The sequence below is a fragment of the Kangsaoukella pontilimi genome (assembly GCF_009830125.1).
Lineage (GTDB): Bacteria > Pseudomonadota > Alphaproteobacteria > Rhodobacterales > Rhodobacteraceae > Kangsaoukella > Kangsaoukella pontilimi.
Window position 1 is genome coordinate 1,099,430 of sequence record NZ_WUPT01000001.1, and the last position, 24,835, is coordinate 1,124,264.

22 protein-coding genes are annotated in these 24,835 nt (G+C 64.3%); 8 read left to right on the forward strand and 14 right to left on the reverse strand.

The window, feature by feature from the left end:
• Positions 1–8 precede the first annotated feature (8 nt).
• The 13 genes from GQ651_RS05485 to GQ651_RS19025 form a co-directional block, all read right to left on the reverse strand.
• Positions 9–743, reverse strand: a complete 735-nt coding sequence (locus GQ651_RS05485; RefSeq protein ID WP_160763176.1) for a PIG-L deacetylase family protein — start codon at positions 741–743, stop codon at positions 9–11.
• 14 nt (positions 744–757) lie between these two features.
• Positions 758–2,311: an indolepyruvate oxidoreductase subunit beta family protein gene (locus GQ651_RS05490; RefSeq protein WP_160763177.1), complete on the reverse strand. Its 1,554-nt coding sequence runs from the start codon at positions 2,309–2,311 to the stop codon at positions 758–760.
• Positions 2,308–4,482 (reverse strand): thiamine pyrophosphate-dependent enzyme, encoded by a 2,175-nt coding sequence (locus GQ651_RS05495; protein ID WP_160763178.1) that lies wholly within the window; start codon positions 4,480–4,482, stop codon positions 2,308–2,310. The genes GQ651_RS05490 and GQ651_RS05495 overlap by 4 nt, the downstream gene beginning before the upstream one ends.
• A gap of 25 nt (positions 4,483–4,507) precedes the next feature.
• On the reverse strand, positions 4,508–4,924 hold the full coding sequence (locus GQ651_RS05500; RefSeq protein ID WP_160763179.1) for an acyl-CoA thioesterase: 417 nt from the start codon (positions 4,922–4,924) through the stop codon (positions 4,508–4,510).
• Positions 4,925–4,927: 3 nt separating this feature from the next.
• Positions 4,928–6,235, reverse strand: coding sequence for a TRAP transporter large permease (locus GQ651_RS05505; RefSeq protein ID WP_160763180.1), 1,308 nt, complete (start codon positions 6,233–6,235; stop codon positions 4,928–4,930).
• Positions 6,232–6,738, reverse strand: coding sequence for a TRAP transporter small permease (locus GQ651_RS05510; protein ID WP_160763181.1), 507 nt, complete (start codon positions 6,736–6,738; stop codon positions 6,232–6,234). Before GQ651_RS05510 ends, GQ651_RS05505 begins: the two co-directional genes overlap by 4 nt.
• A gap of 6 nt (positions 6,739–6,744) precedes the next feature.
• Complete coding sequence (locus GQ651_RS05515) at positions 6,745–7,788, reverse strand: TRAP transporter substrate-binding protein (protein ID WP_160763182.1); 1,044 nt, start codon at positions 7,786–7,788, stop codon at positions 6,745–6,747.
• 127 nt (positions 7,789–7,915) lie between these two features.
• On the reverse strand, positions 7,916–9,106 hold the full coding sequence (locus GQ651_RS05520; protein ID WP_160763183.1) for an OsmC family protein: 1,191 nt from the start codon (positions 9,104–9,106) through the stop codon (positions 7,916–7,918).
• Between the two features lies 1 nt (position 9,107).
• Complete coding sequence (locus tag GQ651_RS05525) at positions 9,108–10,043, reverse strand: methylenetetrahydrofolate reductase (protein ID WP_160763184.1); 936 nt, start codon at positions 10,041–10,043, stop codon at positions 9,108–9,110.
• Positions 10,043–11,005, reverse strand: coding sequence for a VOC family protein (locus GQ651_RS05530; protein WP_160763185.1), 963 nt, complete (start codon positions 11,003–11,005; stop codon positions 10,043–10,045). The genes GQ651_RS05525 and GQ651_RS05530 overlap by 1 nt, the downstream gene beginning before the upstream one ends.
• 85 nt (positions 11,006–11,090) lie before the next feature.
• On the reverse strand, positions 11,091–12,497 hold the full coding sequence (ligM, locus tag GQ651_RS05535) for a vanillate/3-O-methylgallate O-demethylase (RefSeq protein WP_160763186.1): 1,407 nt from the start codon (positions 12,495–12,497) through the stop codon (positions 11,091–11,093).
• A 22-nt stretch (positions 12,498–12,519) separates the two neighbouring features.
• On the reverse strand, positions 12,520–13,254 hold the full coding sequence (locus GQ651_RS05540) for a GntR family transcriptional regulator (RefSeq protein ID WP_160763187.1): 735 nt from the start codon (positions 13,252–13,254) through the stop codon (positions 12,520–12,522).
• 143 nt (positions 13,255–13,397) lie between these two features.
• Positions 13,398–14,297: a helix-turn-helix domain-containing protein gene (locus tag GQ651_RS19025; protein ID WP_160763188.1), complete on the reverse strand. Its 900-nt coding sequence runs from the start codon at positions 14,295–14,297 to the stop codon at positions 13,398–13,400.
• Positions 14,298–14,467: 170 nt separating this feature from the next.
• On the opposite strand from GQ651_RS19025, the gene GQ651_RS05550 reads away from it, so the two are divergent.
• The 8 genes from GQ651_RS05550 (at position 14,468) to GQ651_RS05585 (ending at position 24,018) form a co-directional block, all read left to right on the forward strand.
• Positions 14,468–15,847 (forward strand): aldehyde dehydrogenase family protein, encoded by a 1,380-nt coding sequence (locus GQ651_RS05550; protein WP_319637330.1) that lies wholly within the window; start codon positions 14,468–14,470, stop codon positions 15,845–15,847.
• 59 nt (positions 15,848–15,906) lie between these two features.
• The gene (locus GQ651_RS05555) at positions 15,907–17,106 is read left to right on the forward strand and encodes an amino acid ABC transporter substrate-binding protein (protein ID WP_160763190.1); all 1,200 of its coding nucleotides are present in this window, start codon (positions 15,907–15,909) and stop codon (positions 17,104–17,106) included.
• A gap of 73 nt (positions 17,107–17,179) precedes the next feature.
• The gene (locus GQ651_RS05560; protein ID WP_160763191.1) at positions 17,180–18,046 is read left to right on the forward strand and encodes a branched-chain amino acid ABC transporter permease; all 867 of its coding nucleotides are present in this window, start codon (positions 17,180–17,182) and stop codon (positions 18,044–18,046) included.
• Complete coding sequence (locus tag GQ651_RS05565; protein ID WP_160763961.1) at positions 18,046–18,978, forward strand: branched-chain amino acid ABC transporter permease; 933 nt, start codon at positions 18,046–18,048, stop codon at positions 18,976–18,978. Before GQ651_RS05560 ends, GQ651_RS05565 begins: the two co-directional genes overlap by 1 nt.
• Entirely contained in the window at positions 18,975–19,712 is a 738-nt protein-coding gene (locus tag GQ651_RS05570; RefSeq protein ID WP_160763192.1) for an ABC transporter ATP-binding protein, read from the forward strand. Before GQ651_RS05565 ends, GQ651_RS05570 begins: the two co-directional genes overlap by 4 nt.
• Entirely contained in the window at positions 19,705–20,952 is a 1,248-nt protein-coding gene (locus tag GQ651_RS05575; protein ID WP_160763193.1) for an ABC transporter ATP-binding protein, read from the forward strand. The genes GQ651_RS05570 and GQ651_RS05575 overlap by 8 nt, the downstream gene beginning before the upstream one ends.
• A gap of 3 nt (positions 20,953–20,955) precedes the next feature.
• Complete coding sequence (locus GQ651_RS05580) at positions 20,956–22,431, forward strand: aldehyde dehydrogenase family protein (RefSeq protein WP_160763194.1); 1,476 nt, start codon at positions 20,956–20,958, stop codon at positions 22,429–22,431.
• Positions 22,432–22,455: 24 nt separating this feature from the next.
• Complete coding sequence (locus GQ651_RS05585) at positions 22,456–24,018, forward strand: flotillin family protein (protein WP_160763195.1); 1,563 nt, start codon at positions 22,456–22,458, stop codon at positions 24,016–24,018.
• A gap of 13 nt (positions 24,019–24,031) precedes the next feature.
• Here the strand turns inward: GQ651_RS05585 and GQ651_RS05590 are convergent, their stop codons facing one another.
• Positions 24,032–24,832 (reverse strand): nitroreductase family protein, encoded by an 801-nt coding sequence (locus GQ651_RS05590; RefSeq protein ID WP_160763196.1) that lies wholly within the window; start codon positions 24,830–24,832, stop codon positions 24,032–24,034.
• Positions 24,833–24,835: the final 3 nt, after the last annotated feature.

Below are 24,835 nucleotides of genomic sequence, written 5' to 3' on the forward strand. Positions count from 1 at the left end.
CGCCCCCCTCAAAGCTCGTCGACGGTACGCGGGAAGACCGACTGGAAGCCCTCCGCATATTCCGCTTTTCGGCCGCCCGCCTGCCCGCCCGAGTTCCGTCGGAAGTGGTTGGCGCGGTTCTGCGCGACCCGCGTGTAGTACTCCCAGAGGTGCTCCTGCCCCTCCATGCACTCGATCGCGGCACGCTTCTTGCCCCAGACGGGCGTGATGTCGAGGAACGTGTCCGGCTTCCAGCCCATCTGTTCGGTCTGATGCGGTTCGAACAGGTAGAGTTGCGGCGCGCCCAGCACCTTCTCGCCGGGATTGTGGCCCCAGGCCTGCGCGATCATCCGCGTCTCAAGCGTCAGCTTCATCGCGTACATGTGGTCGGTGTTGTACGGATCATATTGCGAATGTGAGAGCATGAATTTGGGCTGCACCGCCCGGATCACGTCGACCACGCGGTATTTCTGCTCTTCGGTCAGGTCGAGCGGATAGTCCCCGCAATCGAGAAACTGGATGTCATGAGCCCCAAGCGCCTTGGCTGCGTTCTCGGCCTCGGCCCGGCGCGAGGATTTGACCTTGTCGAGCGTCATCCCCTCCTGCTTCCAGAGCTTGGCGCTTTCGCCCCGCTCACCGTAGGAAAGACAGAGGATCGTGATGTTGTAGCCAAGCTCCTGATGAAGCGCGATGGCGCCACCGCAGCGCCAGACGAAATCGGCCGAATGCGCCGACATCACCAGAGCCGTCTTGTTGTCCGACATGTCGTTCGTCCTTGTCACTCTGCCGCGTCGAGCGCGGGCTTTCTCGAACCGGCGACATCCTTGAACGCCGCCACCACCTGATCGAGCGCGGCGCTGTCGGGGTCTTTCACCGCCGCCAGCCGGGCCTGAAGCACGGCGTCGGCCAGCATGTCGGAGGGCAGACGGCCATCGAGGCAGGGCGCGATCACCTCGCCTTCGATCAGCCGCCAGTTCCGTGTGCCCCGCTTGTAGGTCGAGGCATAGCCCCGGACCAGCCGCGCGGTTTCCACGATCTGGATCGCCGCGTCGGGTGCCACGTCGAGCGCCTTTTCCACATGACCGAGCCAGAGGTCGAGCCACTCCATCTCTTCGTGGTGGCGAAGGTTTTTTTGCCGCCAGCGTTTTGCATAAGCGAGGAATTTCAGTCGGATAAACCCGGAAAAGCGCGTGGTTTTGACCTTCATCGGCCACGAATAGCCGCTCCAGCCGTTCCGCTGGGACATGGCGATCAGCCGCTCGCCCAGACTTTTGGGCAGCATTCCGAAAACCTCTTCGGGACCGGGCTTCATGTATTCCCGGACGTCCACGATATCGCCCGCCCGTGCCTTTGCTTCGGCGCGGACGCGGGCGAGCCGGGCCTGTCTCAGCTTCAGCTCGGCCACACGATGCGTGTCCTCGTAGCTCATCCGCACGGCCATGTGCCGGGCGAGCGCGGCAAGGAGTTCGGGCGTGGCATTGGGGTGCTCGGAAACGCGCTTCAGATGGCTGAGATACGTCTCGGCATAGGCCCGGTCCTGATAGTCGGTCAGACGGCGCATCCCCTCGGCAGCGAGGCCCGCCGCTTCACCCGTCAGGAATTCGGTCTCGGGCGACGCGACGAGCACGGGTGTTGGCGCCTCTTCCATCTCCGGTGCCGGTGCGGCCTTTGCCTTGCCCGTCAGATCGGGCACGATGGACGCCTCTGCCGCTAGCGCCAGCCCCGCTTCAAAGCCGCGCAGGTTCGCCTCGGAGGCGCGTTTGCCGGACTGGACCGCCTTCAGACAGCTTTCGACCGGGATAGGCAGCACGCCCGATCCCGCGACCAGCCCCATGACGACCGAGTTAAGATGCGCCGACACCTTTTGTGCCTCTTTCGAAAAGTCGCTGATCGTCGCCTTTGCCGCGAAGTTGCGGAGCGTCGCGACCATCGGCTCGACCTCAAGCCGCCCGTCCTCCATGGCGCTTTTCTCGTCCACGGTGAAGGTCCGGTGCCGCGACGCAAAGAGCCGGGTGCGGTCGGGCGTGACGTATCCCGCCTTGACCATGCGAACAGCTTCCAGAAGCTCGGTCGCGACCAGCACGTCCACCTTGCCCGGCGCGGGATGCAGCGCCATGACGGGGCGCTTGTCCCCGGTCTTGGGGAGGAATTCGAGATAATAGGTCGTGGCCCCGGTCCGCTGTGCAACGCCCGGCACCGAGGTCCGCTGGACCCAGAGCCCCGCATCTAGCGCCGCTTCGGTCAGCCAGCCGGCCAGAACACCGCCACCCTCGCCGCCCATGGCCGCGATCAGCAGGCGGACGGGCTTCTGCGTCTTCGTCGCGCCGCTCATTCGGCCGGTACTCCGATGGCGCCGGGTGCGCTTGCACCGGGCCTGTCTTCGTCAACGTCACCGCCGAAGAGCCTGATAAGCCTGTCAGAAACGCTCTTGGAGAAACGATCCCAGGCGGTCGGATTCTGAAGAATGTCGATCTGTGCGAAGGACGGGCAAAGCTGTGCCGCATGGCTGACTTCGCCGCAAAGACCGCATCCGACGCAGTCGTTATTCACATGTGCCACCGGATCGGTGCGGAGCGGATCGGGGTTTGGCTTGATCGTCAGCGACGGGCAGCCCGAGAGCCGGATACAGCTATGGTCGCCCGTGCAGGTCTCTTCGTCGACCCAGTAGCGCGTGCGGACCACCCGGTCGCCCCGCGCGACCGCCTTGGCCATGGCCGGACGCACACGGCGCTGCCGCGCCAACTGGCATTCGCCCTCGGCCACGATGACTTTGAGCCCCTTGTCGCGGCTGGTCCGCGCCTCGCGGAGCGCCTTGACCATGGTCGAGACGTTGTAGTTGTTGACCCGCTTCACCCATTTGACGCCCATGCTCTTGAGCGCCTTGTCGATGTTAAGCCCCTTGCCGCGCCCCAGTTCCTTGGGCCGGCTCGACGGCAGATCCTGTGCGCCAGTGGCACTGGAATACCCGTTATCCATGACGATCAGGACCGAGTCGTCCTGATTGAAGACCGACCCGGCCACGCCGGTCAGAAGTCCGTTGTGCCAGAAGCCCCCGTCCCCCATGACGGTGAAGGGCCGCTTTTCCTGAGTCCCCGACACAGCGGAGGCAGCGGCCAGAGACATGCCGTAACCGATAATCGAATGGCCCTGACTGAAGGGTGGGAATGTCGCCAGAGCGTGGCAACCGATATCGACCGACACGTGAACCGGCCCCAGTTCCTCGCGCACCAGTTTCATGGCCGAGAAAACGGGACGTTCCGGGCAGCCGGTGCAGAAGGTCGGCGGGCGCGGCGGCAAAGGGTCGCCCGATCCGTCGGCAAGCGCCTTCTGGTTGGCGTCCACGCCATCGAGCCATTCGCCCAGCCCGCCCGGTTCGATCCCGTAGGCATCGAGAAAGGCGGAGACGCCCTTGCCCACCACGGCGGCGGTGTATTCTCCCGCCTCGGGCAGCATGTCCTTGCCGTGGATCTTGGTCTGGAGATCGGCCTGCCTCAGGATCTTGCCCACCGCCAGTTCGATATACTCGGGCGATCCCTCTTCCACGATCAGGATCGCCTTCTTGTCCTTGGCGAAGTCCGTGATCTGCTCGGGCACCAGCGGATGGGTGACGTTCAGCACCATCACCGGCACGTCGAGATTGCCGTAGGCGTCCGAAAGCCCCGCATCGGCCAGGCAGGAATTCAGCCCGTTGAACAGACCGCCCTGCGTGATGATCCCGATCTCGCCGGTGGTCGGCCCCATGAACTCGTTCAACTTCTCGCGGACGATGAAGTCGCGCGCCGCCGGCAGGCGCCTCGCGACCTTGTCCTTTTCCTGGATGAAGGTTTCGGGCGGATGGGCCAGACGCGCATAGTTGAAGGGCGTCGGCTCCTTGAACTTTTCGCGCGTCGAATGGGGCGCGGCGACGTTGTCCTTGGCCTCGAAATCCCCAAAGACATGGCAGGCGCGGATGCGCAGTTCCATGATGACAGGGGTGTTCGACGCCTCGGACAGCTCGAAGCTCTTTTCCACCATGTCGACGATCTTCGTAAGCTCCGGGCGCGGGTCGAGAAGCCAGAGCGACGACTTGAGCGCATAGGCATGGGTGCGCTCCTGAATGACGCTCGCGCCCTCGCCGTAGTCTTCGCCCACCACGATCAGCGTGCCGCCGATCACGCCCGGCGACGCGAGGTTCGACAAAGCGTCCGCCGCCACGTTGGTGCCGACGATGGATTTCCATGTCACGCAGCCGCGCATCGGGTACTGGACGGATGCCGCCAGCATCGCCGCCGCCGCCGCCTCGTTCGTGCAGGTCTCAAGATGGATGCCAAGCTCTTCGAGGATGTCTTCGGATTGTACGAGAACGTCCAGCAGGTGGCTGACCGGCGCACCCTGATAGCCGCCGACATAGGCCACGCCCGACTGCAAAAGCGCCTTTGTCACGGCAAGAATACCCTCGCCATGGAAGGTCTCTCCCTTGCCCAGCTTCAGGCTCTGAATTTCCTTATGAAACGAGACTTCCATTTGGATGTTCTCCTGATACGCGCGCTCAGGCGAAGCGCGCTTTCACCTCTTCGGGGATCGGTTGGCTTTTGATGCGTTCGGGGTCGTCCGGATGCCGTCCGACCCAGACGCGGGTCTCCCACGCCTCGATCGCAAGCGCGTCGCCCTTGTAGACCCGGTGCTTGATGTCGAAGCTCGAACGCTTCCATTCGGTCACTTCGCTTTCGATGGTGATCGTCTCGCCCCATTTCGACGGGATCATGAAGCGGGCGCCGGTGTCGACCATGGGAAAGCCGACCATGTCGTAGGTCTTGACCATCTCGTGCTTCTCCAGCCCCGCTGCCGCGAAAAGCGCGACGGTGGCATTGTCGAACATCACGAAATAGCGCGGATAATAGACGATCCCCGCCGGGTCGCAGTCGCCCCATTCGATGAACACATCCCGGCGGTTGACCAGCCCCATCGCTTAGCGCCCCAGCATCGTGTTTGGCAGGAAGAGCGCGATATCGGGGAACGCCACCAGCAGGATCACGCAGACGCCCATGGCCAGCCAGAACGGCAGGATGCCCCAATAGACCTGACTGAGCGGCACATGGGGCGCCACCCCCTTCACCACGAAGACGTTTAGCCCCACTGGCGGACTAATAAGCCCCATCTCCAGCACCACGACCATGATGATCCCGAACCAGATCGGATCATAGCCGAGCGTCTGGATGATCGGCAGCACGATCGGCACGGTCAGCACCATCATCGCGAAGCCTTCCATGAAGGTGCCGAGGACGATGTAGACGAGAATGATCACCATAAGGATGGCAAAGGCAGGGATCGCGAGCTCTCCGATCCAGTCGGCAAGGTTCACCGGGATGCGCGTGAGCGCCAAGAACGGTGCGAAGAAATGCGCGCCGATCAGGATGAAGAACACCATGGCGGTGGTCTTGACCGTATCCAGAAGCGCGTCGAGGAACAGCTTGATCGTCAGGCGCCGCGACCAGAGCGCGTGGAGGAAGGTCAGCCCCGCGCCCACGGCGGCCGCCTCGGTCACGGTGAACACACCGGCATAGATGCCGCCGATCACGATCAGCACGACGAAGATCAGCGCGCCCGAGCCGAACAGGGTTTTGAAACGCTCGGCCATCGGCACCCGCTCGCCCGGAGGGCCGGCATTGGGGTTCATCACGGCGACGATAAAGACCGTGGCCACGAAGAGAGCCGTCAGAAGCAGCCCCGGCACGAAGCCGGCAAGAAAGAGACGGCCCACCGATTGCTCGGTCAGGAGTGCGTAGACGATCAGAACCGTCGACGGTGGAATGAGGATGCCAAGCGTACCGCCCGCCGCAATCGCGCCCGTAGCCAGACGAGGCGAGTAGTTGTAGCGCTCCATCTCCGGCAGAGAGACCTTGCCCATGGTCGCCGCCGCCGCGATGGACGAGCCGGACAGAGCGGCGAAGCCCGCGCAGGCCAGGATCGTTGCGGCAGCCAATCCACCGCGCCTGTGCCCTACGAAGCTGTAGGCGGTGCGGTACATATCAGCCCCCATGCCCGACACGCTCGCGAAAGAGCCCATCAGCACGAAGAGAGGAATGACGCTCAGCGTGAACACCGCCGAGTAGGAAAACGCGAAGGAGCCGAGGTTGTTGAAGGCCGCGGTAGGCGAATTCAGGATCGCGATGCCTGCGGCGCCCACCGTCATCATGGCAAGCCCGATGGGCATCCGGATTGCCAGCAGCAGAAACAGCGCCAGAAAGCCGACAAGGCCGGCGAGCATTGGTGTCATTGGGTGTCCTCGCCGGTCTCGGTCGCCGGTCTCAGCGCCTTGAGCGCGTCGATGATCAGAACGACCGTGAACAGGGCCGCCGAGATGGCGACGGCGAACTGGAAGGGGAATTTCGGGATTCGCATCATGTTCGACACGTCACCGTAGCCGTAGCTCTTCAGCGCGTACTGAAAGCTCTCATAGGCGAGAAGCCCGAGCACGGCAGCGCCGAGCGCGTGAACGGCGAAGTTGATCCACCGCATCGAAGGGCGATCGAGATATTTCGAGAAGATGTCGACCGAGACATGCCCCCGCTGGATCGCGGTATAAGGCAGGCCGCAAGCCACGATCACGGACATGGCAAGCTCGGTCATTTCGAACCCGCCCCGGAAAGGCCGGCTGAAGAAGTAGCGCGCACCGATCTCGTAGATGATCAGCACGGCCAGCCCGGCCAGGACGAGGCCGCCCGCATAAGCGAGCAGCCTCAGACCCTGTTCGAACCTGCGTTCGAAAGCGTCGAGCATGGCCGATCAGTTCGACAGGTTGACGCCGGCGGCGTCGAGCATGGCCTGCCCGTCGATGCCCTGTTCGGCCATCGAAGCGAGCCATTCGTCGTAGATCGGGCGTAGCATTGCCGCGATCTCGGCCTGCTGCTCTTCGGTGAACTCGATCACCTCCTTGTCGGCCGCGTCGCGGACGAACTGGATGCTTTCGGCGGCGCGGTCGAGATAGGCGTCGGTCGCCTTCTGGCTCAGCTCTTCGCCCATCAGACCATCCAGAATCGCCTGATGCTCTGCCGACAGACCGTTATAGCTGTCCTCGTTCATCACGATCAGGAACTGCGACCGGCCAAAGAGCGGCCCGGTGATGGTGAAGTAGTTGGCAACCTCGTGCATCCGGAAGTCGAGGATGGTGGTGAACGGCACCATGGCGCCGTCGATCACGCCCCGCTCGAGCTGCGGGTAAAGCTGCGGGATCGGAAGTGCGACGGGCGTCGCGCCCATCTTTTCGATCTGCGCGGCCTGCGCAGCGGAAGGCGAGCGAAGCAGCATCCCCTCGATGTCCTGCGGGGTCCGGATCGGCTTGTCGCGGGTGTACAGGCCCGCGTCATCGGCAGCCCAGAGCGCCACGACCTTCAGGCCGTCATACTCGGGATCGAAATACCCGCCCTCCAGCAGATCCCACATCAGTTCGGTGGTTGACGTGCCGTCCGGGCGCAGGCCCGGAAGTTCGATCATCTGAGTGCGCGGGAACACGGGCGACGTGTAGCCCGGAAGCGTGAACACCATGTCGACAGTGCCGTCCTGAGCCTGACGGATCAGTTCGGGCGCCTTGCCGCCAAGCTGCATCGACGGATAGATCGTCAGCGTCAGTTCACCGCCCGACTGCTCGGCGATGTCGGCGGCCAGCGGCTCGATGATTTCGCGCACGATGATGTGGCCCGGCGGCACGAAGGTATGCAGGCGAAGCTCGGTCTGGGCCTGGGCGGCGCTCGGCGCGAAGGCTCCGAGAGCGGACGTGAAGCCAAGGGCAACGGCCGCAACCGCACCTTTCAGTGAAAGCGTAGTGGTCATGTAGTCCTCCCGTTATGTGCCCCGCACCCGGTTCTTCGAGGTGTCGGAGCCTGTTGAAAAGTTAGGCGGGCGCGATGGGCTTGGCAAATGAAGTTCATCCGATTGCCCGGTTTTTCCGCGCCCCTGCTCATGGTCTTGTCACTTTCAGTCGCGTCTTCAGGTCGGTCCGGCAAAACGCATGCAGGAAACATGTTTGCTCGGACACATCGAGCATGTCGCGGGCGACGTCATCGCTCTCCGTGGTCTGCAGATGGACATGGGTTTCCACCGGATCGGCAGTGCCGGCCTGCCCCGTCCCGCCGGACGCACCGCCGAGCGAAAAATGCGTGTCCTGCACGATGGAATAGGCCGGAAGATCGAGTTTCTCCATCGACGCCATCCGGCCGAACTGGGTCATGAAACAGAACCCGATCCCGGCGGAGATATAGCTGACCGCATCCGGCGCGCGACCCATGCCGCCCGCCACCGGCGCCTCGTCCGAAAGGAACCGGAAGACCGAACCGTGCGGACTGTAGAGATGCTGTTCGATCTCCTTGATCCCGTCTTCGCGAAGCGTGCAGATCGCCGCCGGATTCAGCGTGCGGTCCTGCTCGTCGCTCAGGCTGGACGCCGCCGCCGCCGTGCCCTTCGCAACCTCTTTCCGAGGAGACATACCGAGTCGTTCGATCAGCGTCAGATCGGTGTCTTCGGGCAACGGCGCCGCGCCCGACGGGTCCGGGATGACTTCGCCGGAGAGTTCCTGCGCAGCACCTGTCGCGATCCGGCCGCCATTCCGCGTCAGGGTGAACAGGCTCGGCAGCACGCCCCGCATCAGCCCGTTCAGCGGCGACGCCGCAACCGCCTCCATCAGAAGCTGGGTCAGCGCGGTATCCTCAAGATCGCAATCGACCTCGACCTCCAGCTCGACCGGCAGCGCTCCGCCTACCATCGTGCGTTTCCGCATCGAGCCCTGCATCGTGTAATAGTTGTTCTGAGTGAGCTTCAGCCCGCGCATCTCGACGCCCCGGGCAGCGGCCAAGGCGGTGATCTCGTTCATGTAGCCGGCGATCATCCCGGTGGTCAGGAAGGCCAGCGGACAAGGCGCGGCGTCGTGGCCGCTGAGATAGGCGCCCTCGTCCGAGACAAGCCGCCACATCAAACCGGAACGGGCCGAGACGACCAGAGCCTCTTTCTGAAAGCCCGAGAGCGACCGCACCCAGGTGCGCGCCGCCTCACCCAGCCGGTTCTCGGGGGGTGTCAGGCCCACGGCCTCGGGATTGGACACGCGGAAGAACGGCGCGACACCGCTTTCCGCGATGATGTTCTCGCCGAGCCGCATGTCAGCCTCCCTTTCCCGCGCCGGCACGTGCAGCCGCGTCGTCTTCGAGGATACGGGCGGCATAGTCGGCAGACGCGCGGATGCCGCCGAGGGGGAACAGATGGATCTGTTCGAAAAGCGGCGCGCCCTCGCCGTCGGTCGCCTGCGCTACGTCAGCCAGAAGGTCGTCAGGCTCGAACGGCAGGAGAAGACGCGTGACGTCGCCCGCCCGTTTCTGCAACACCTTAAGCGACGGCCCGACCCCGCAGGCGATGGCGAACTTGATCAGCGTCTGAAGTTTCGCCGGACCGGCAACGCCCAGATGGATCGGCAGGGTGATCCCCCCTGCCCGAAGTCCCTTTGCCCAGTCGATGACGCTGGCACCGTCGAAGGCGAACTGGGTGACGATCGCCATGTCGACACCAGCCTCTGCCGCAAACGCCTGTTTCCACCGGAGCGCCGCATCCACATTCGCGCTTCCGCCCTTGGGGTCGATATCGCGGTTCCCCTCTGGGTGGCCCGCGATGTGCAGCCGCGTAAATCCGGCGTCCTGAAAGGCCCCGGTTTCGAGAAGCTGGATCGAACTGTCGAAAGTCCCCTTCGGCGTTGTCGGGCTGCCACCAAGCACCAGCGCCTGAGACACGCCCGCCTCGGAGCGGTACCGGTCGATCCAGTCGCGGAACTCGGCCTCGTCAGCGATGATCCGCGCCGGAAAATGCGGCATCACTTCGAAGCCGTCGGCGGCAAGCCGCTTGGCAGTCGCGACCATTTCCTCGATGGGCGTGCCGTCGATATGGGCGATGTAGACGCGGGTGCCCCTAGGCAAAAGCGCGCGGAAATCGTCGATCTTCTCGGCGGTGCGCGGCATCACCTCGATGGAGAAGCCGTCAAGAACGCCCCGCATCTTGCTGACTTGAGTTGCTTTTTTCGACTTCTTTGAAAACGGCAGTATCGACATCATGCCTCCTCCGGCGCCGGCGGCGTCCCGTGGGTGTGGAAGGTCTCGATAGTTTTAAGACCCCAGGCCTGACCCTTCTTCCGCTCGGTTTCGGTCCAGGTCACCGTTTCCCAGTCGGGCGCGAGGATCAGACGCGCCCCGGCATTGGCCAGCTCGACACGGTTGCCCGCAGGCTCCCAGACATAGAGGAAGAACGTGCCCTGAATGGCGTGCTTGTGCGGACCGGTCTCGATGTGGACGCCGTTTTCCAGAAAGATATCGGCGGCGCGCAGGATATCCTCGCGCTGATCGGTGGCGTAGGTGACGTGGTGCAGCCGCGCGTCGCCCTTCCCGTGTTCCTCGGTGCAGGCGAGGTCATAGGTCTTGTTGTTGATCGTGAACCAGCAACCGCCGAGACGCCCGTTATCCAGTTGAATTTGCTCGGTCACGCGGCTGCCAAGACAGGTCTGCATGAAGTCGCGGAAAACGGTCACGTCCTCGGCGAGCAGGTTCAGGTGGTCGATCCTGCGCGGACAGGCACCCTGCGCATGAAACCGGCTCGCCATGTTCTTGAGAGCGGGACGGTCGGCCTCGTCCGGCTGGTAGCGATTTGTGTCGTAATAAAGCTCGAAGACGTGGCCGAACGGGTCCTCGAACCGGAACGCCTTGCCGTGGCCCAGATCGCCCGCGACCCAGCCATGGGTCTTGTAGCCTGCCGCCTCGATCGCCGCGACGCGCCGGTCAAGCGCGGCCTCGGACACGGTGCGATAGGCGATATGCCCAACACCCGTTGTGTGGTGCCGCGTCAGCTTGAGGCTGTGAAACTCGTAATCCTCCCAAGCCCTCAGATAGGCACTGCCTCCGTCCAAGGCACTGAGTTTAAGTCCGAAAACACGCGTGAAGAAGTCGAGACTTTCGTCGAACTTGTCGGTGTAGACCTCGACATGGCCCAGATGGGCGACGTCCTGAACGGGGTCTGTCATCTGCTCGTCTCCTTCGGGTTCGGTCGCGTCGGTCACTCCGTGAGACCGGCCCCGGAGCATATGCCCCGGAGCCGGCAAAGTCAGATCAGGCGGCCTTGGTGCGCCAGCTATCCGCAGCGTAGGAACCGCGCGCCTCGTTCGAGTACGGCGTCGGCGAGACGCGGACGCGGATCTCAGCCTGCTTGTGCTGCTCGGTCGAGGTCTTGGCGGTGTCGTCGGGCTCGCCCCACTTGAGCGTCAGCACGTCGCCGATTTCGACAGACTGGTCCACGACGCCAAGCGACAGGACGCAGCGCTCGTTGTAGGAATAGCCGTTAAACATCGACATCCCGACCATCTTGTCGCCGTGCATGATCATGTCGGCCGACGACGAGGCATAGTTCGGCTGCGGGAAGTCGATCCACTTGTAGGGGATGCCCTCGTCGAACGCGGACGCGATGACCTTGAGCACGTCTTCCTTGTTCCACTCGAAGGTGACCTTCTTCCGGTTGGTGCCGCTTTCTTTCATCTTCTGAAGCGCGGATTTCCCAATGAAATCATCCTTCTTCCAGCCGATGTAGAAGTCGTAGCCCAGCTCGAACGGGTTGACGTAGTAGTCCTCGATATTGTCCGAGACGAAGCTGCCGCCGATGGCGCCTGCGGCCTCGTACATGTCGGCACCGACCCAGTCGCGGTAGTCGGCCAGCATCCCGTCACCGGTGTAGATGCCGGGGAGCGGCGACGGAATCCAGCCAGATTCCAAGGTGTTGGTCGAATAGGCGCGGCTGCCGCACTGAACCAGATCGACGCCGGCGTCGCGCGCGGCCTGAAGGATGGTCGAGTGGATGTAGTGCTTGTCCTCGTACGGGCCCCAGATTTCCAGACCCGGCGCGCCCGACATGCCGTGGCGCAGCGCCTGCACCTTCTTCGAGCCGACATTGATCCAGTCGACATGGAAGAACTTGATGTCGGGAACCGGCCCGCCATTCATCTTCTCGAAGATCTTCGGCGCATCGGGGCCTTGGATCTGGTAGCGATAATGTGTCCGCAGAACCCGCTCGCCCTCGGGGCGCGAGGTCGAGCGCGGGTCGTGCTTGATGCGGACGTTCCAGTTGCCGTAGGCGGCGCAGAACATCAGCCAGTTCGACGTCGGCGCGCGACCCACGAGGATGAACTTGTCCTGACGCTCGCGGAAGATGATGTGATCGCCGATCACGTGGCCGTTCGGCGTCACGGGCACAAAGTGCTTGGCGCGGTTCAGGTCGAAGTTCGAAAAGCTGTTGATGCCGTGATGGGCGAGGAATTCCTCGGCCTGCGGACCCTCGACGATCAGCTCGTCCATGTGATGGCTCTGATCGAAAAGGACGGCGGACTTGCGCCACGCTTCCTGCTCGACCCGCCAGTTGCGGAATTCGGGCGTTACGACCGGATAGACATACATGCCGATGGTCGAATTGCGGAGCATTTCGACCGGGTTTTTATGCTGGGCCATGACATCGGAAAGGCTTGGCATTCTCTTCTCCTTGGGCTCTGGGTTATTGGGCCGTGACCAGCGAAAGTCCCGGGATACGGGTCGCCAGCCGTGGATCGGCGTCTCTTAGAAAACGGAAATTCCGGCGGGCCAGCCGCGCGTGCTCGCGGGCGAGCGCCTCGGCGCGGGCACCTTCGCGGGCTTCGATCGCGTCGACTATCGCGTGGTGTTGCCCCTGCGCGCGGACGAGCGACGCCAGGAAATCGGGAATGATCTCCTGCCCTCGTAGGAACGCGTTTGGCGACGCCAGCGGGTGACGGCAGACGCGGTCCACCTCGCGGCGGATCAGGTCACTGCCGGCCATCTGGGCCAACATGTCGTGGAAACGGGCGTTCAGCCGCACGTAAAGGTCGAAATCGACGCTGTTCGGGCCGCTGATACCTTCGTCGATACGGGCCAAAAGGCCGCGCGCATCGGCGATCACTTCGGCATCGACACCACGCTCTGCTGCAAGGCGCGCGGCAGTGCCTTCGATGACACCGCGCAATTCGATCGCGTCGTTGATGTCGTCCAGATCGAAACTCGCAACACGGCAGCCGCCGCTTTCGATCCGCTCCAGAAGCCCCTCCGAGACGAGACGATCCATCGCCTGCCGGAGCGGCGTGCGCGATACGCCCAAACGCTCGGCCAGGGCGACCTCGGGCAGGCGCGAACCGGCGTCGAACTCGCCGGACATCACCAGTCCGCGCAAGCCGATAATGGCCTTTTCGACCTGTGTCATGCGGTCGTTCTCGCCCATGCATCCTCCCTGGACGCGGCAGCGGGCTTTGCCAGCGCGTCGCGGAGCATGTCATAATGTATACAATTTAGCCCGTCAATCGTGAATTATCGGCTAATGTCCGCCATTTTGGTAGCCGAATGTATACACTGACGCGTAGAGAACTACGGCCACTCGTACAGCGCGACCGATTCCGGTTGGGTATCTGCGCTGCTCAAAGACACCGCGCGCCGCAAACGCCCCGGCGGCGTTCCGGTCATACGCCGGAAGAACCTGTTGAACTGCGCCGCCGACTGGAACCCCAGCATTCCGGCGATTTGTTCTATGGAATTTGTCGAGTTCGTAAGCAAAAGCCGCGCCTCGACCTCGCTTCTTCTGTCGATGATCGTCTTCGGCGTCCGCCCGCGCACGCGCATGCAGATGTCGCCCAACCGATCCCGCGACAGACCGAGACTCGCCGCATAGCGCTCGACCGTCCAACGCTCGCGATAGTGTTGCTCGACCATCGCGCGGAACTGATCGAATACGCGCTGCGACGGTGAATTGGCGCTGATCTCCTCAGCCGATCTCCGCTGCGACCGCCACAGCTCGATCAGCACGATGTGCAGGTAGGCCTCGATCAGCGTTCCAGCCGCCCCCCTGTCGTCGAGGGATTCGCGGTGGATCGCGTCGAAACAGCCGCGAAAGGTCGCCAGAACCTCCGGGTCGTCCGACAGCGGCATGGTCACGCGGCGATTGACCATGGCGCGGATGTCTTCGGATTCCGGCTTGTGACCGATCGCGTTGAAAAGCGCCGTCGAGCCGATGAGCAGATGCGCGCCCACGGCGCCCGGCGAGAGCTGCGCCATCGCACCCTGTTCCCACGGCCACCAGACGATGGCGGGCGCGCGGATGGCGGTCACCACGTCCCGCAACCGGATTTCCGCATCGCCTTTCTCGATCAGAAGCGAAAGCCACGACGTGCCCGACAGGCGTTCGGCACGACCGATGACATGCGAGCGGAGCGCACCGCGATGGATGCCTGCTCGCAACCCAGCGGGTTGCGAAAGCGGTGGATTCGGCACGGTCAGCACGGCATTTCCCACATTCCGGCAATACTTTCCCACAAATCGTCATTTACTGTGCGCCATTATGATCGATTTTGCCAGATCAGGTTCTAATGGGACCGTTCGGCTCAGAGTTGTTTTGGGAGGAGCAGCTGTTTGAGACCAGGCTCATAATCGACGGAGAGTCCGTGTCGCCAGTGTCCGCGGGGCATTTCGAGCGGCGTGATCCCCTGTCCGATGCCATTGTGACGCGTGCCGCCGCCTGCAGCGTGGACGAGGCACGCGACGCGGTAAATTCCGCCGCCCGCGCCTTTTCCGCATGGTCCGAAACGCCGCCTGCCGAGCGGCAGGATGTCCTCTGCAATGCCGCCGACCTGATGCTCTCCCGTGAGGACGAGATCATCGCGGTGGCGACCGAAGAAATCGGCTCAACCGCTGAGTGGGTGCGCTTCAACGTCAAGGTGGCGGCCGACATGCTTCGCCAGACGCGCGAGCTGGCCGACGCCTTTGACGAGATCCGCGATGAGAACCGGAACTACATCCTGCGCCGCCGTCCGGCCGGTGTCGTCCTTGGCATCGCGCCCTGGAATGCCGCGGTCACGCTTGCCACGCGCGCCGCGGCTGCGCCGCTCGCCTGCGGCAACACGGTTGTTCTCAAGGGGTCCGAACTCTGCCCCAAGACCCACGAATGGGTGGCGCGCCTTCTGAACGATGCCGGCCTGCCACCGGGAGCCCTGAACTTCATCACCAATGCGCCCGACCATGCGGAGGAGATCGTCGAGGCCCTGATTGCGCACCCGGCGGTCAGGCGGGTGAACTTCACGGGCTCGACCCGTGTCGGTCGCGACATCGCCACACGTGCCGCACGGCATCTGAAGCCCTGCCTTCTGGAACTGAGCGGCAAAGGCACGATGATCGTTCTGGCCGATGCCGACCTCGACGCAGCGGCGGATGCAGCGGCCCATGGCGGCTACTTCAACCAGGGCCAGATCTGCATGTCGACCGAACGTTTGCTGGTAGACGACGCCGTCGCAGATGAGTTCGCCCGGAGTCTGGCCGAGCGAGTCCTGCTCCTCGGCAGCAATGCCGGGAACGGTCACGGCCCGCTCGGGGCGCTGATCAGCCCGTCTGCAGCGGTCCGGATACGGGCGCTGATCGACGATGCCCTTGCCAAGGGCGCACGGCTGATCTGCGGCGGAGACCTTGCGGGGGGCGGCATTCAGCCGGCGCTTCTGGATGAGGTCTCGCAGGGGATGCGGCTTTACACGGAAGAAGCATTCGGACCGGTCGTCGGTATCACGCGCGTGTCCGGTCCTGACGAAGCTTTGTCGGTCGCGAACGACACCGAATTCGGGCTCGTCACCTCGATCTTCAGCCGGAACGTGGCCGGAGCGACCGAGATGCTGCGCCGGATCGAGGTGGGCATCGCCCATGTGAATGGCTCGACCGTCTTCGACGACCCCCGGATGCCCTTCGGCGGCGTCAAGGCCTCGGGCTATGGCCGCTTCGGCGGGCGCGAGGCCGTGCACGAGTTCACCGATTGCCAATGGATCGCGGTCCACGACTGACCCAACGACGAATGCTCGACGCCGGATACCGGCAGAAACATGAAAAGGGAGGAAACGACATGAAACGCAGAACTCTATTTGCAGCCGCCACGGCCGTCGCAACGCTGGCGCTGACCGTACCGGCCTTCGCGCAGGAAACGCTCAAGATCGGCGCGGTCGGCCCGAAGACCGGTCCGCTTGCGGGCGGTGCCGCCGTCTCGTTCTGGCCGAACGTGCAGCTCTGGGCCCACGACGTGAACGAAGCTGGCGGCATCACTGTTGGGGGCACCAGCTACATGGTCGAGATCATTGAATACGACGACCAGACGAACCCCGGCGAGACCATCAAGGCCGTACAGCGACTGGCGACCCAGGACGAGGCGGATTTCATCCTGGCCCCCTACTCGACCGGCCTGAACATCGCCGCCGCGCCCATCTTTCAGCGCTACGGCTACCCGATGGTCACGCACACAGCGATTTCGGACCAGATCGAAGACCTGTCGAACAAGTTTCCGAACATGTACTTCCTTCTGGGCGGTGCCACGGGCCTTGCCGGCGGCGTGGTCGACGTTCTGACCGACATGCGCGAGGCGGGCGAGATCGGCAACCGCGTGGCCATGGTCAATGTCGCGGACGCCTTCGGGATCGAACTCGCCAGCGTGGGCAAGCCGCAGCTTGAGGAAGCGGGCTTCGAGATCGTTTACGAGACGTCCTATCCGCTCGGCACTCAGGACCTGTCGCCGGTCATCAACGGCGCCAAGGACAGCAACCCCGACGCCTTCGTCGCGTGGTCCTATCCGCCGGACACCTTTGGCCTGACCGAGCAGGCACAGATCGCGGGCCTTGCGCCCAAGGCGTTCTATACCGCCGTCGCCACCGCCTTCCCGGCCTATGCCGGCCGCTTCGGCGCGGCTGCCGAGGGCGTTCTGGGCGCGGGCGGTGTCTATGCCGACGGCGATCAGTTCAAGGAATACGCCGCACGACACGAGGCCGTCACCGGCGCCAAGCCCGACTTCTGGGCCTCGGCCCCGACTTACGCCACGTTCGAGATCCTGCATCAGGCCATCGAGGGCGCAGGCTCGACCGACAAGGAAGCCGTTGCGGAATACATCGCCAACAACAGCTTCGAGACGGTGATCGGTCCTGTCGACTGGGACGAGAACAACTCGAACGCGAAATACTGGACCGTCGGCCAGTGGCAGGGTGGCGTCTTCAAGGGCGTCGCATCCACAGGCCGCGACGGTGCAGTCGCGGCGATGCCGAAGTCCGGCTGGGAATAAGCCCCGCAGCTGAACCCGCGCGCCCCGGTCAGATGCCGGGGTGCGCAATCCCGAACACCTGAACGGCGGAACGATGGACATTCTCTTTACCGGCCTGCTGCTTGGAGGGACCTATGCGCTGATCGCCATGGGCCTGAACCTGCAATACGGCATGGCCCGGATCATGAACCTCGCCAATGGCGAGTTTCTGGTCGCGGGCGGCTTTGGTGCGTTCTGGTTCTTTACCGCCGGTCAGGTCAGCCCCCTTCTGACGATCTTCATCGTCGCGCCGGTGGCCTTTGCCATCAACTGGCTGATCTATGTCGTCTTTCTGCGCCCACTGGTCAAACGCGCCAAGTCGCGCGGACAGCTTGAGGTCGACGCGATCCTGACCACCTTCGGTCTGGCCTTCTTTCTGGTCGGGCTGACCCTGGCCTTCTTCGGAGGCGATTATTTCAGCTATTCCTACCTTGCCCGACCCGTCACCTTCATCGGCGAGACCTATGCGCTGAACCGTGTTGTCGCCTTCTTCGCCGCCGTGGTGATCTGCGGCGGCCTCTGGCTCTGGCTGACGCGCACGCGGGCGGGCATGTCGATACGCGCCATCGCGGTTGCGCCCGACAGCGCGCGGCTCGTGGGTATCGACGTGCCGCGCCTCTCGGCGCTGGCCTTCGCCCTCGGTGGAGCGGTCACGGCGGTGGGCGGCGCGCTGATCTCGACGTTCCTGACCCTCGATGCCTCGACCGGGGTACTCTTCACGCTCAAGGCGCTGATCATCGTGATCATGGGCGGCGTGGGCGACGTGCGCGGCACGGTCATCGCGGCGCTGATGCTGGGCATTCTCGAGACCTTCGTGGCAACGCTGATCGACCCCGGCCTGACGCTCGCCGCCGCCTATCTGCTCTTCGTCGCGATACTTCTCTTCCGTCCGCAGGGACTGTTCGGGAGGCGGCAGGCATGATGACCACGACCGAATACCGCAACCTCGCCATCGGTGCCGCCCTGTTCATCCTCGCGGCCTGCCTGCCCTTCGTCGGCGGCGCCTATCTGCTGACCATCGGCGTGACCATCGCGATGTACACGGTCCTCGCCACAAGCTGGGCGCTGTTCTCGGGACCCACCCATTACATCTCGCTCGCCACGGCCGCGTTCTTCGGCCTTGGCACCTACACGACCGGCCTTGGCTTCGAGCACCTGGATTACTGGCTTCTGGTCCCCCTTGCCGCGATCCTCGGCGCCGCCCTTGCGGCCATTGTGGGCGTCGCGACGTTGCGGCTGTCGGGCGTCTATTTCGTGATCTTCACGCTCGGCCTTGCCGAACTCATCCGGCAACTGGTCACCTGGGGGCAGAACGTCTCGGGTCAGAAGGGTCTCTATGTTCTGACGGACCTGACCGAAGTGCATATCTACTGGCAGCTTCTGGTCCTTGCGGCGCTCGTCTACCTGACCGGCTGGCTGATCGGGCGGTCGCGCCTTGGCTTTGCGCTGAGGATCATCGGGGATGACGAAGAGGTCGCGCGCCACTCCGGCATCAACACCGCCCGCGCCAAGGTTCTTCTGTTCATGGTCTCGGGCGCCGCTGCCGCCGCCACCGGCGCGATCCTCGCCCCGCGGTATATCTATATCGAGCCCGCGCTCGCCTTCACGCCGATGCTGTCCTTCCAGGTGGTGATCATGGCGCTTCTGGGCGGCACCGGGCGGCTTTGGGGGCCGGTTGTCGGCGTCATCCCCTTCACCTTCCTCTGGGAGGCGATCTCGGCCAGTTTCCCGAACCAGACCACGCTGCTTCTAGGTCTCTGCTTCCTTGCCATCGTCTTCATTCTTCCCAAGGGCTTCGTCGGCCTTCTGACCACGATCCGGACCCGGATGAACGCACGGGAGGCCTTCTCATGAGAGCGGACGCCCCTGTCCTGTCGCTTCGCGGGGCGACCAAGCGGTTCGGCGGCCTTGTCGCCGTCAACGAGATCGACTTCGACGTGGCCGAGCACGAGGTCATGGGCCTGATCGGACCCAACGGGTCGGGCAAGTCCACCACGCTGAACCTGATCTCGGGCGCTTTGAAGCCTACATCGGGCACGATCTCGCTTCGCGGCACACCCATCGGGCACTTGTCCGCGCAGGAGATCGCCAGACGCGGCATCTCGCGCACCTTTCAGCTTGTGCGCCTTCTGCCGTCTATGACGGTCCTCGACAACGTCCGGGCCGGGGCCGTCTTCGGACACCGCCGCCGCTGGGGCGCCGAGGCGGATGCCCATGCGATGAAGATGCTGGAACTCGTGGGCCTCGCCCGGCGCGCACATGCCCATGTCGGCCAGCTTACCTATATCGACACCAAGCGCGTGGAACTGGCGCGGACGCTGGCCTCCGATCCCAAGGTTCTTCTGCTGGACGAATGGCTGGCGGGTCTCAACCCGACCGAACTGACCGAAGGGATCGCGCTGATCCGGCGGCTTCGCGAGGAAGGCCGGACCATCATCCTCGTCGAACATGTGATGGATGCCATACGCTCGCTCTGCGACCGCTGCGTGGTCATGTCCTCGGGGACCAAGATCGCCGAAGGCACCCCGACCGAAGTGCTGTCGGACCCGGAGGTCATCCGCGCCTATCTGGGGGACGACGATGCTTGAGGTTCGGGATCTCTCCGTCTCATACGGCAAGCACCGTGCGCTCGATGGTGCGTCGCTGAAAACCGGCCGGGGTGAGATCGTCGTGATCCTTGGCGCGAACGGCGCGGGGAAAACCACGCTCCTGAAGGCCATGTGCGGAATATGCGAGGGCCGCGTCGGCGGTTCGGTGCAGATGGGCGGCGAAGAGCTTCTGGGCCTCGCTCCCGACCGGATCGTCGAGACCGGCATCGCTCTTGTTCCAGAAGGCCGGGGCGTCTTCGGTGATCTGACCGTCGAGGAAAACCTGACACTTGGCGCCTATGCGAAACGGGCGCGGGACGAGGAAGCGGGCAATCTGGAACGCGTCCTGACCCTGTTTCCGAAGCTGGGCGAGCGCCGCCGCCAGACCGTCCGCACCATGTCGGGCGGCGAACAGCAGATGGTCGCGATCGGACGCGCGATGATGTCGAACCCGCAGGTTCTGGCGCTTGACGAGCCGTCGCTCGGCCTGTCGCCGCTTCTCTGCAAGGAACTGTTCCAGAGCCTCGCGGCCGTCCGCAAGGCGGGTCTGGGTATCCTCCTAGTCGAGCAGAATGCCAAGCAGAGCCTTGCCATCGCGGATCGCGGATACCTTTTGGAGAACGGAGAGATCGTGCACGAGGACAGCGCCGAAAAACTGGCGAGCGACCCGGCGGTGCAGAAAGCCTACCTCGGTGCCGCCGCCGGTGCCGCCGCGCCGAAAGCCGCCGCAGCATCGACCAAACCCGTGCCGCCCCGCGCGCCGACACCTGCCGCCGCGCCGCGCCCGGCGGCGGGCCCGTCACCCTCGGACATTGCAGCGGCGGCACTCAAGGGCGTCGGCGCAGCGCCCCGTCCAGCGCCCGCGCCCAAACCAGCGGCGGCGCCCGCCCCCGCCACGACGCCCGTCCCGCAGGCCGCGCCGACGCCGCGCCCTGCCCCGACACCAGCGCCCAGCGGTTCGGCCCCCGATCTCAGCGCCCTTGTCTCCCGCGCCGCCGCGATGTCCTCGCGCCGGCCGGCCCAGGGGGCGAATGGCGGCGCGCAGTCCCGCCTGCCCACTCGGCCCGCAACGCCGGCACCACCCGCGCCGCCACCGAGACCGGCCCTGCCCGAGATGCCCCGGCCCGACGCCGGGTCTTCTGCCGACCGGCTCAAGGCCGCGCTCGAAGAAATAGAAGCCGCCGCCCGCAGGGCGGAAACCTATCGCCCCGCGCCCCATACGCGCGACACGAGGAGATGACATATGCTTGACGGCGCCAACGCTTCGCCCGCGATCCGCGGCAATTACATCGGGGGCCAGTGGGTTCCCACCGCCCGCACTTTCGAGGATCTGAACCCGTCCGACAATTCGGTCTATGCCCGCGCGCCGGACGGCACGCGCGAGGACATGACCCGCGCCATCGAGGCCGCGCAGGAGGCCTTCCGCGACTGGGCTGCCCGCCCCTTCGACGAACGTGCCCGCTTCCTCTTGAAAATCGCGGATATCTGGGAGGCGCGTCAGGACGAGTTCATCCGTGCCGTCGTGGCCGAAGGCGGCGGGTTCTACGGCAAGGGCGTCTTCGAGGCGGGCTTCGTGTCGGGCATCTTCCGCACCTCCGCCGCGCTCTGCTATCAGAACGTGGGCGAGGTGCTGCCGTCGCACTACGGCAAGGTGTCGATGGCGCAGCGCTTCCCGCTCGGTGTCGTCAGCGTCATCAGCCCGTGGAACATGCCCGGCATCCTGACCTCGCGGGGCTATGCGGCAGCGCTCGCCGCGGGCAACACCGTGGTCCTGAAACCTTCTGAAGACACGCCCTATTCCGGCGGCCTCTACCACGCGGAGATCCTCGAAGAGGCGGGCATCCCGCCCGGCGTCTTCAATGTCGTCACCTGCTCGCGCGAGAACGTGAGCGAGGTGGGCGACGAGATGATCGAGCACCCCTATGTCAAGGCGATCTCGTTTACCGGGTCCACCGCCGTGGGGCGCCACATCGCAGCCAAGGCGGGCGCACATCTGAAGAAGGCGTGCGTGGAACTGGGCGGCAAGGACTCGATGATCGTGCTCGAGGACGCCGATCTCGACAAAGCGGCGCGCGCCGCGAATTTCGGGTCTTTCATGCATCAGGGTCAGGTCTGCATGTCGACGGAAAAACTGCTCCTCCACGAGAGCATCTATCAGCCCTTCATGGAGAAATTCCTCGCCCGTGCCGCCAAGCTGAAGACCGGGCCGACCCATGACAAGAGCGTCACCATCGGCCCGCTCGTCAACACCCGTCAGGCCGTGCGCGTGAAAGCGCTGATCGACGACGCCGTCGAGAAAGGTGCCCGCGTGGAACTGGGCGGCAATGCCTGGGACAATTTCGTCGAGCCGACGGTGCTCAGCCATGTCGATCCGACCATGAACATCTGGCACGACGAGACCTTCGGCCCGGTCGTGATCGTCGCCCCTTTCCGGACCGAGGAAGAGGCCATCGCGCTGAACAACGATACCGAATACGGCCTGACCGCCGCAGTCTGGACCGAGGACGAGGCCCGCGCGCTCAGAATGGCGGGCGATCTCGAGACCGGCATGGTCCACGTCAACTGCCAGAACATCAACGACGAACCGCACGTGCCCTTCGGGGGCGTCAAGGCGTCGGGCGTCGGGCGGTATGGCGGGCGCTGGTCGCTCGACGCTTTCACCGAACTTCGCTGGATCACGCTCGATCGCGGCGGACGGCATTTCCCGCCCGTTTTCTGATCTCGGGCAAAGGAGGACACTGACATGGGTGCCATGGGTTGGATCATTCTGTTGCTGGTCATCGCGGCCATCGTCATCGCGGTGGCGGCGTGGTTCTATGAACGCGCCACGAACGAGGTCAGCCTCGTCCGGACCGGCGTCGGCGGCCGGAAGGTCATCATCGACGGCGGCACGCTGGCCGTGCCGTTCTTCCACGAGATCAGCCGGGTCAACATGCAGACCATTCGCATGGATGTGAGCCGGGTTGGCGAGAATTCACTGATCACCAAGGACCGTATGCGGATCGACGTGGGCGCGGAATTCTACGCCTCGGTCATTCCCGAGGCCGACGCGATCACCCGCGCGGCGCAGACCCTTGGCAAGCGCACGTTCCAGCCCGACCAGCTCAAGTCGCTGATCGACGGTATGATGGTGGACGCGCTCCGTGCCGTGGCCGCGCAGATGACCATGGACGAACTCCATGAGAACCGCTCGGGCTTTGTCCGCGAGGTGCGCGAGGCGCTGACCGATACCCTGGCGAAATACGGGCTTGAGCTGGACAGCGTCTCGCTGACCGCGCTCGACCAGACGCCGTTTTCATCGCTCGACGAGAACAACGCGTTCAACGCGGTGGGTATGCGCAAGCTGGCCGAGGTCATCGCGAAATCGAAGAAGGAGCGCGCCGAAATTCAGGCCGAATCCGAAGTGGCCGTGCGCCGTGCAGAGGTGGCCGCAAGCCAGCGAAAGCTGGAAATCGGTCTGGAAGAGCGCCGCGCCGAGATCGCCCAGACCCAGGAGATCGAGACGCTTCTCGCCGCGCAACTGACCGAGGTCGCCCGCCGCAAGGCCGAGGCCGAGCGCGAGGCCGCGCAGGCCCGCATTCGCATGGAGCAGGAAATTCAGTCCGCCAGCATCGCCCGCGAACTGACGATCCGCGAGGCCGAGATCGCTCAGCTGCGCGCGCTGGAAATCGCGGAGCAGGAAAAAGAGATCCTGACCGCCGCCAAGAGCCAAGAACAGAGCAAGGCCAAGGCCGATGCCACGAACGCGCGTGCCATCCTGATCGACGCAGAAGAAGACCTCCGCACCCGCAAGGAACTGGCCGATGCCGAGCGCAAGAAGCAGATCGCGCTGATCTCGGCGCGTCAGGACGCCGAGGCCAATGCCGAGCGCGCCCGCATCTCGGCGGCTGCCGATCAGGAGGTCGCAAAGGTCAAAGGCGTCATCCGGCGCGAGGAAGCGGCCTCGATGAAGGTCTACCGTCTGGCCGAGGCCGAAGCCGAAGCCGCCCGCATCAACGCCGAGAACGCCCGATCCGAGGCGCTCATGGCGATGGAGATGGAAAAGGCGCGGCTGGAGGCCATGCCGCAGATTGTGCGCGAAATGGTCAAGCCCGCGGAGAAGATCAAGGGCATCAACATCAACCACGTCACGGGGCTCGACCGCGCGGCGGGCGGCGGCGGGAACGGCTCGCCGGTCGGTCAGACCATCGACTCGATCCTCGATATGGCGGTGGCCCTGCCCGCGATGAAGAAGATCGGGGACAGTATCGGTGTGAACCTCGACGGTGTGCTGCCCGAGGATGGCAAATCCGGAAAGAAGGGCTGAGGCGACACGCGCCTCAGTCGATTTTCGACGCGTCCTTGTACATGACGCGGTGACGGCGCGTCTTGATCCATTCGGCAAGCTCGTCGTCCGTCATGAAATGCTTGGGGTTGTAGCCGTCCCAATGCAGGATCTCTTCCTGCGGACGGCGCCAGCGTTTGTAGGGCTTCGACGCCGCCGGGCCAAACAGCATGATGTCGAGCACCGAGATCTCGTCGGGAATGCCCAGAAGCGGGCGCATGGCCTCCTGCGCCTCTTCCTGACCGATCGCCGTCACCCACCAGACGTTATAGCCAAGCGCCGCCGCCGCCAGATGCGCCGACATTGTGGCGGCCGCCACCGATTGCAGCAGGATGCGCTCGGCATTCTCGTGATACATGCGGTCAAGGTCGGAGCCGTCGTTCAGGACCGGGAACGCATTGGTCCAGCGCATGTCGGAACAGACCACGATGAACCCCGGCGCCGTCGCCAGCCCCCGGTAATCCGGCGTCGGGAACTTCATCTTGGCCTTGGCGCGAAACCGCTGCTCGGCCACGAAGTAATCCGCGATCTTCTGCTTCAACTCCGCATCCCGGATGGCGATGAACTGCCAGGGCTGTGCGTTGGCACCGGACGGCCCGTGCCGCGCGGCTTCGATGATCATCTCGTAGTGCTCTTCGGGCACCACGTAGTCGGGATCGAACTTGCGGACGGTTACCCGGTTGCGGATCACCTGCATCAGCGCGTCATAGCGCGACGTGTCCCCGATCTCGGGCAGATCGACCTCGGCCTCTGCGGCGTCGAGATCAACGGCGGGTGTGGTCTCAGTCTCGGTCATGCG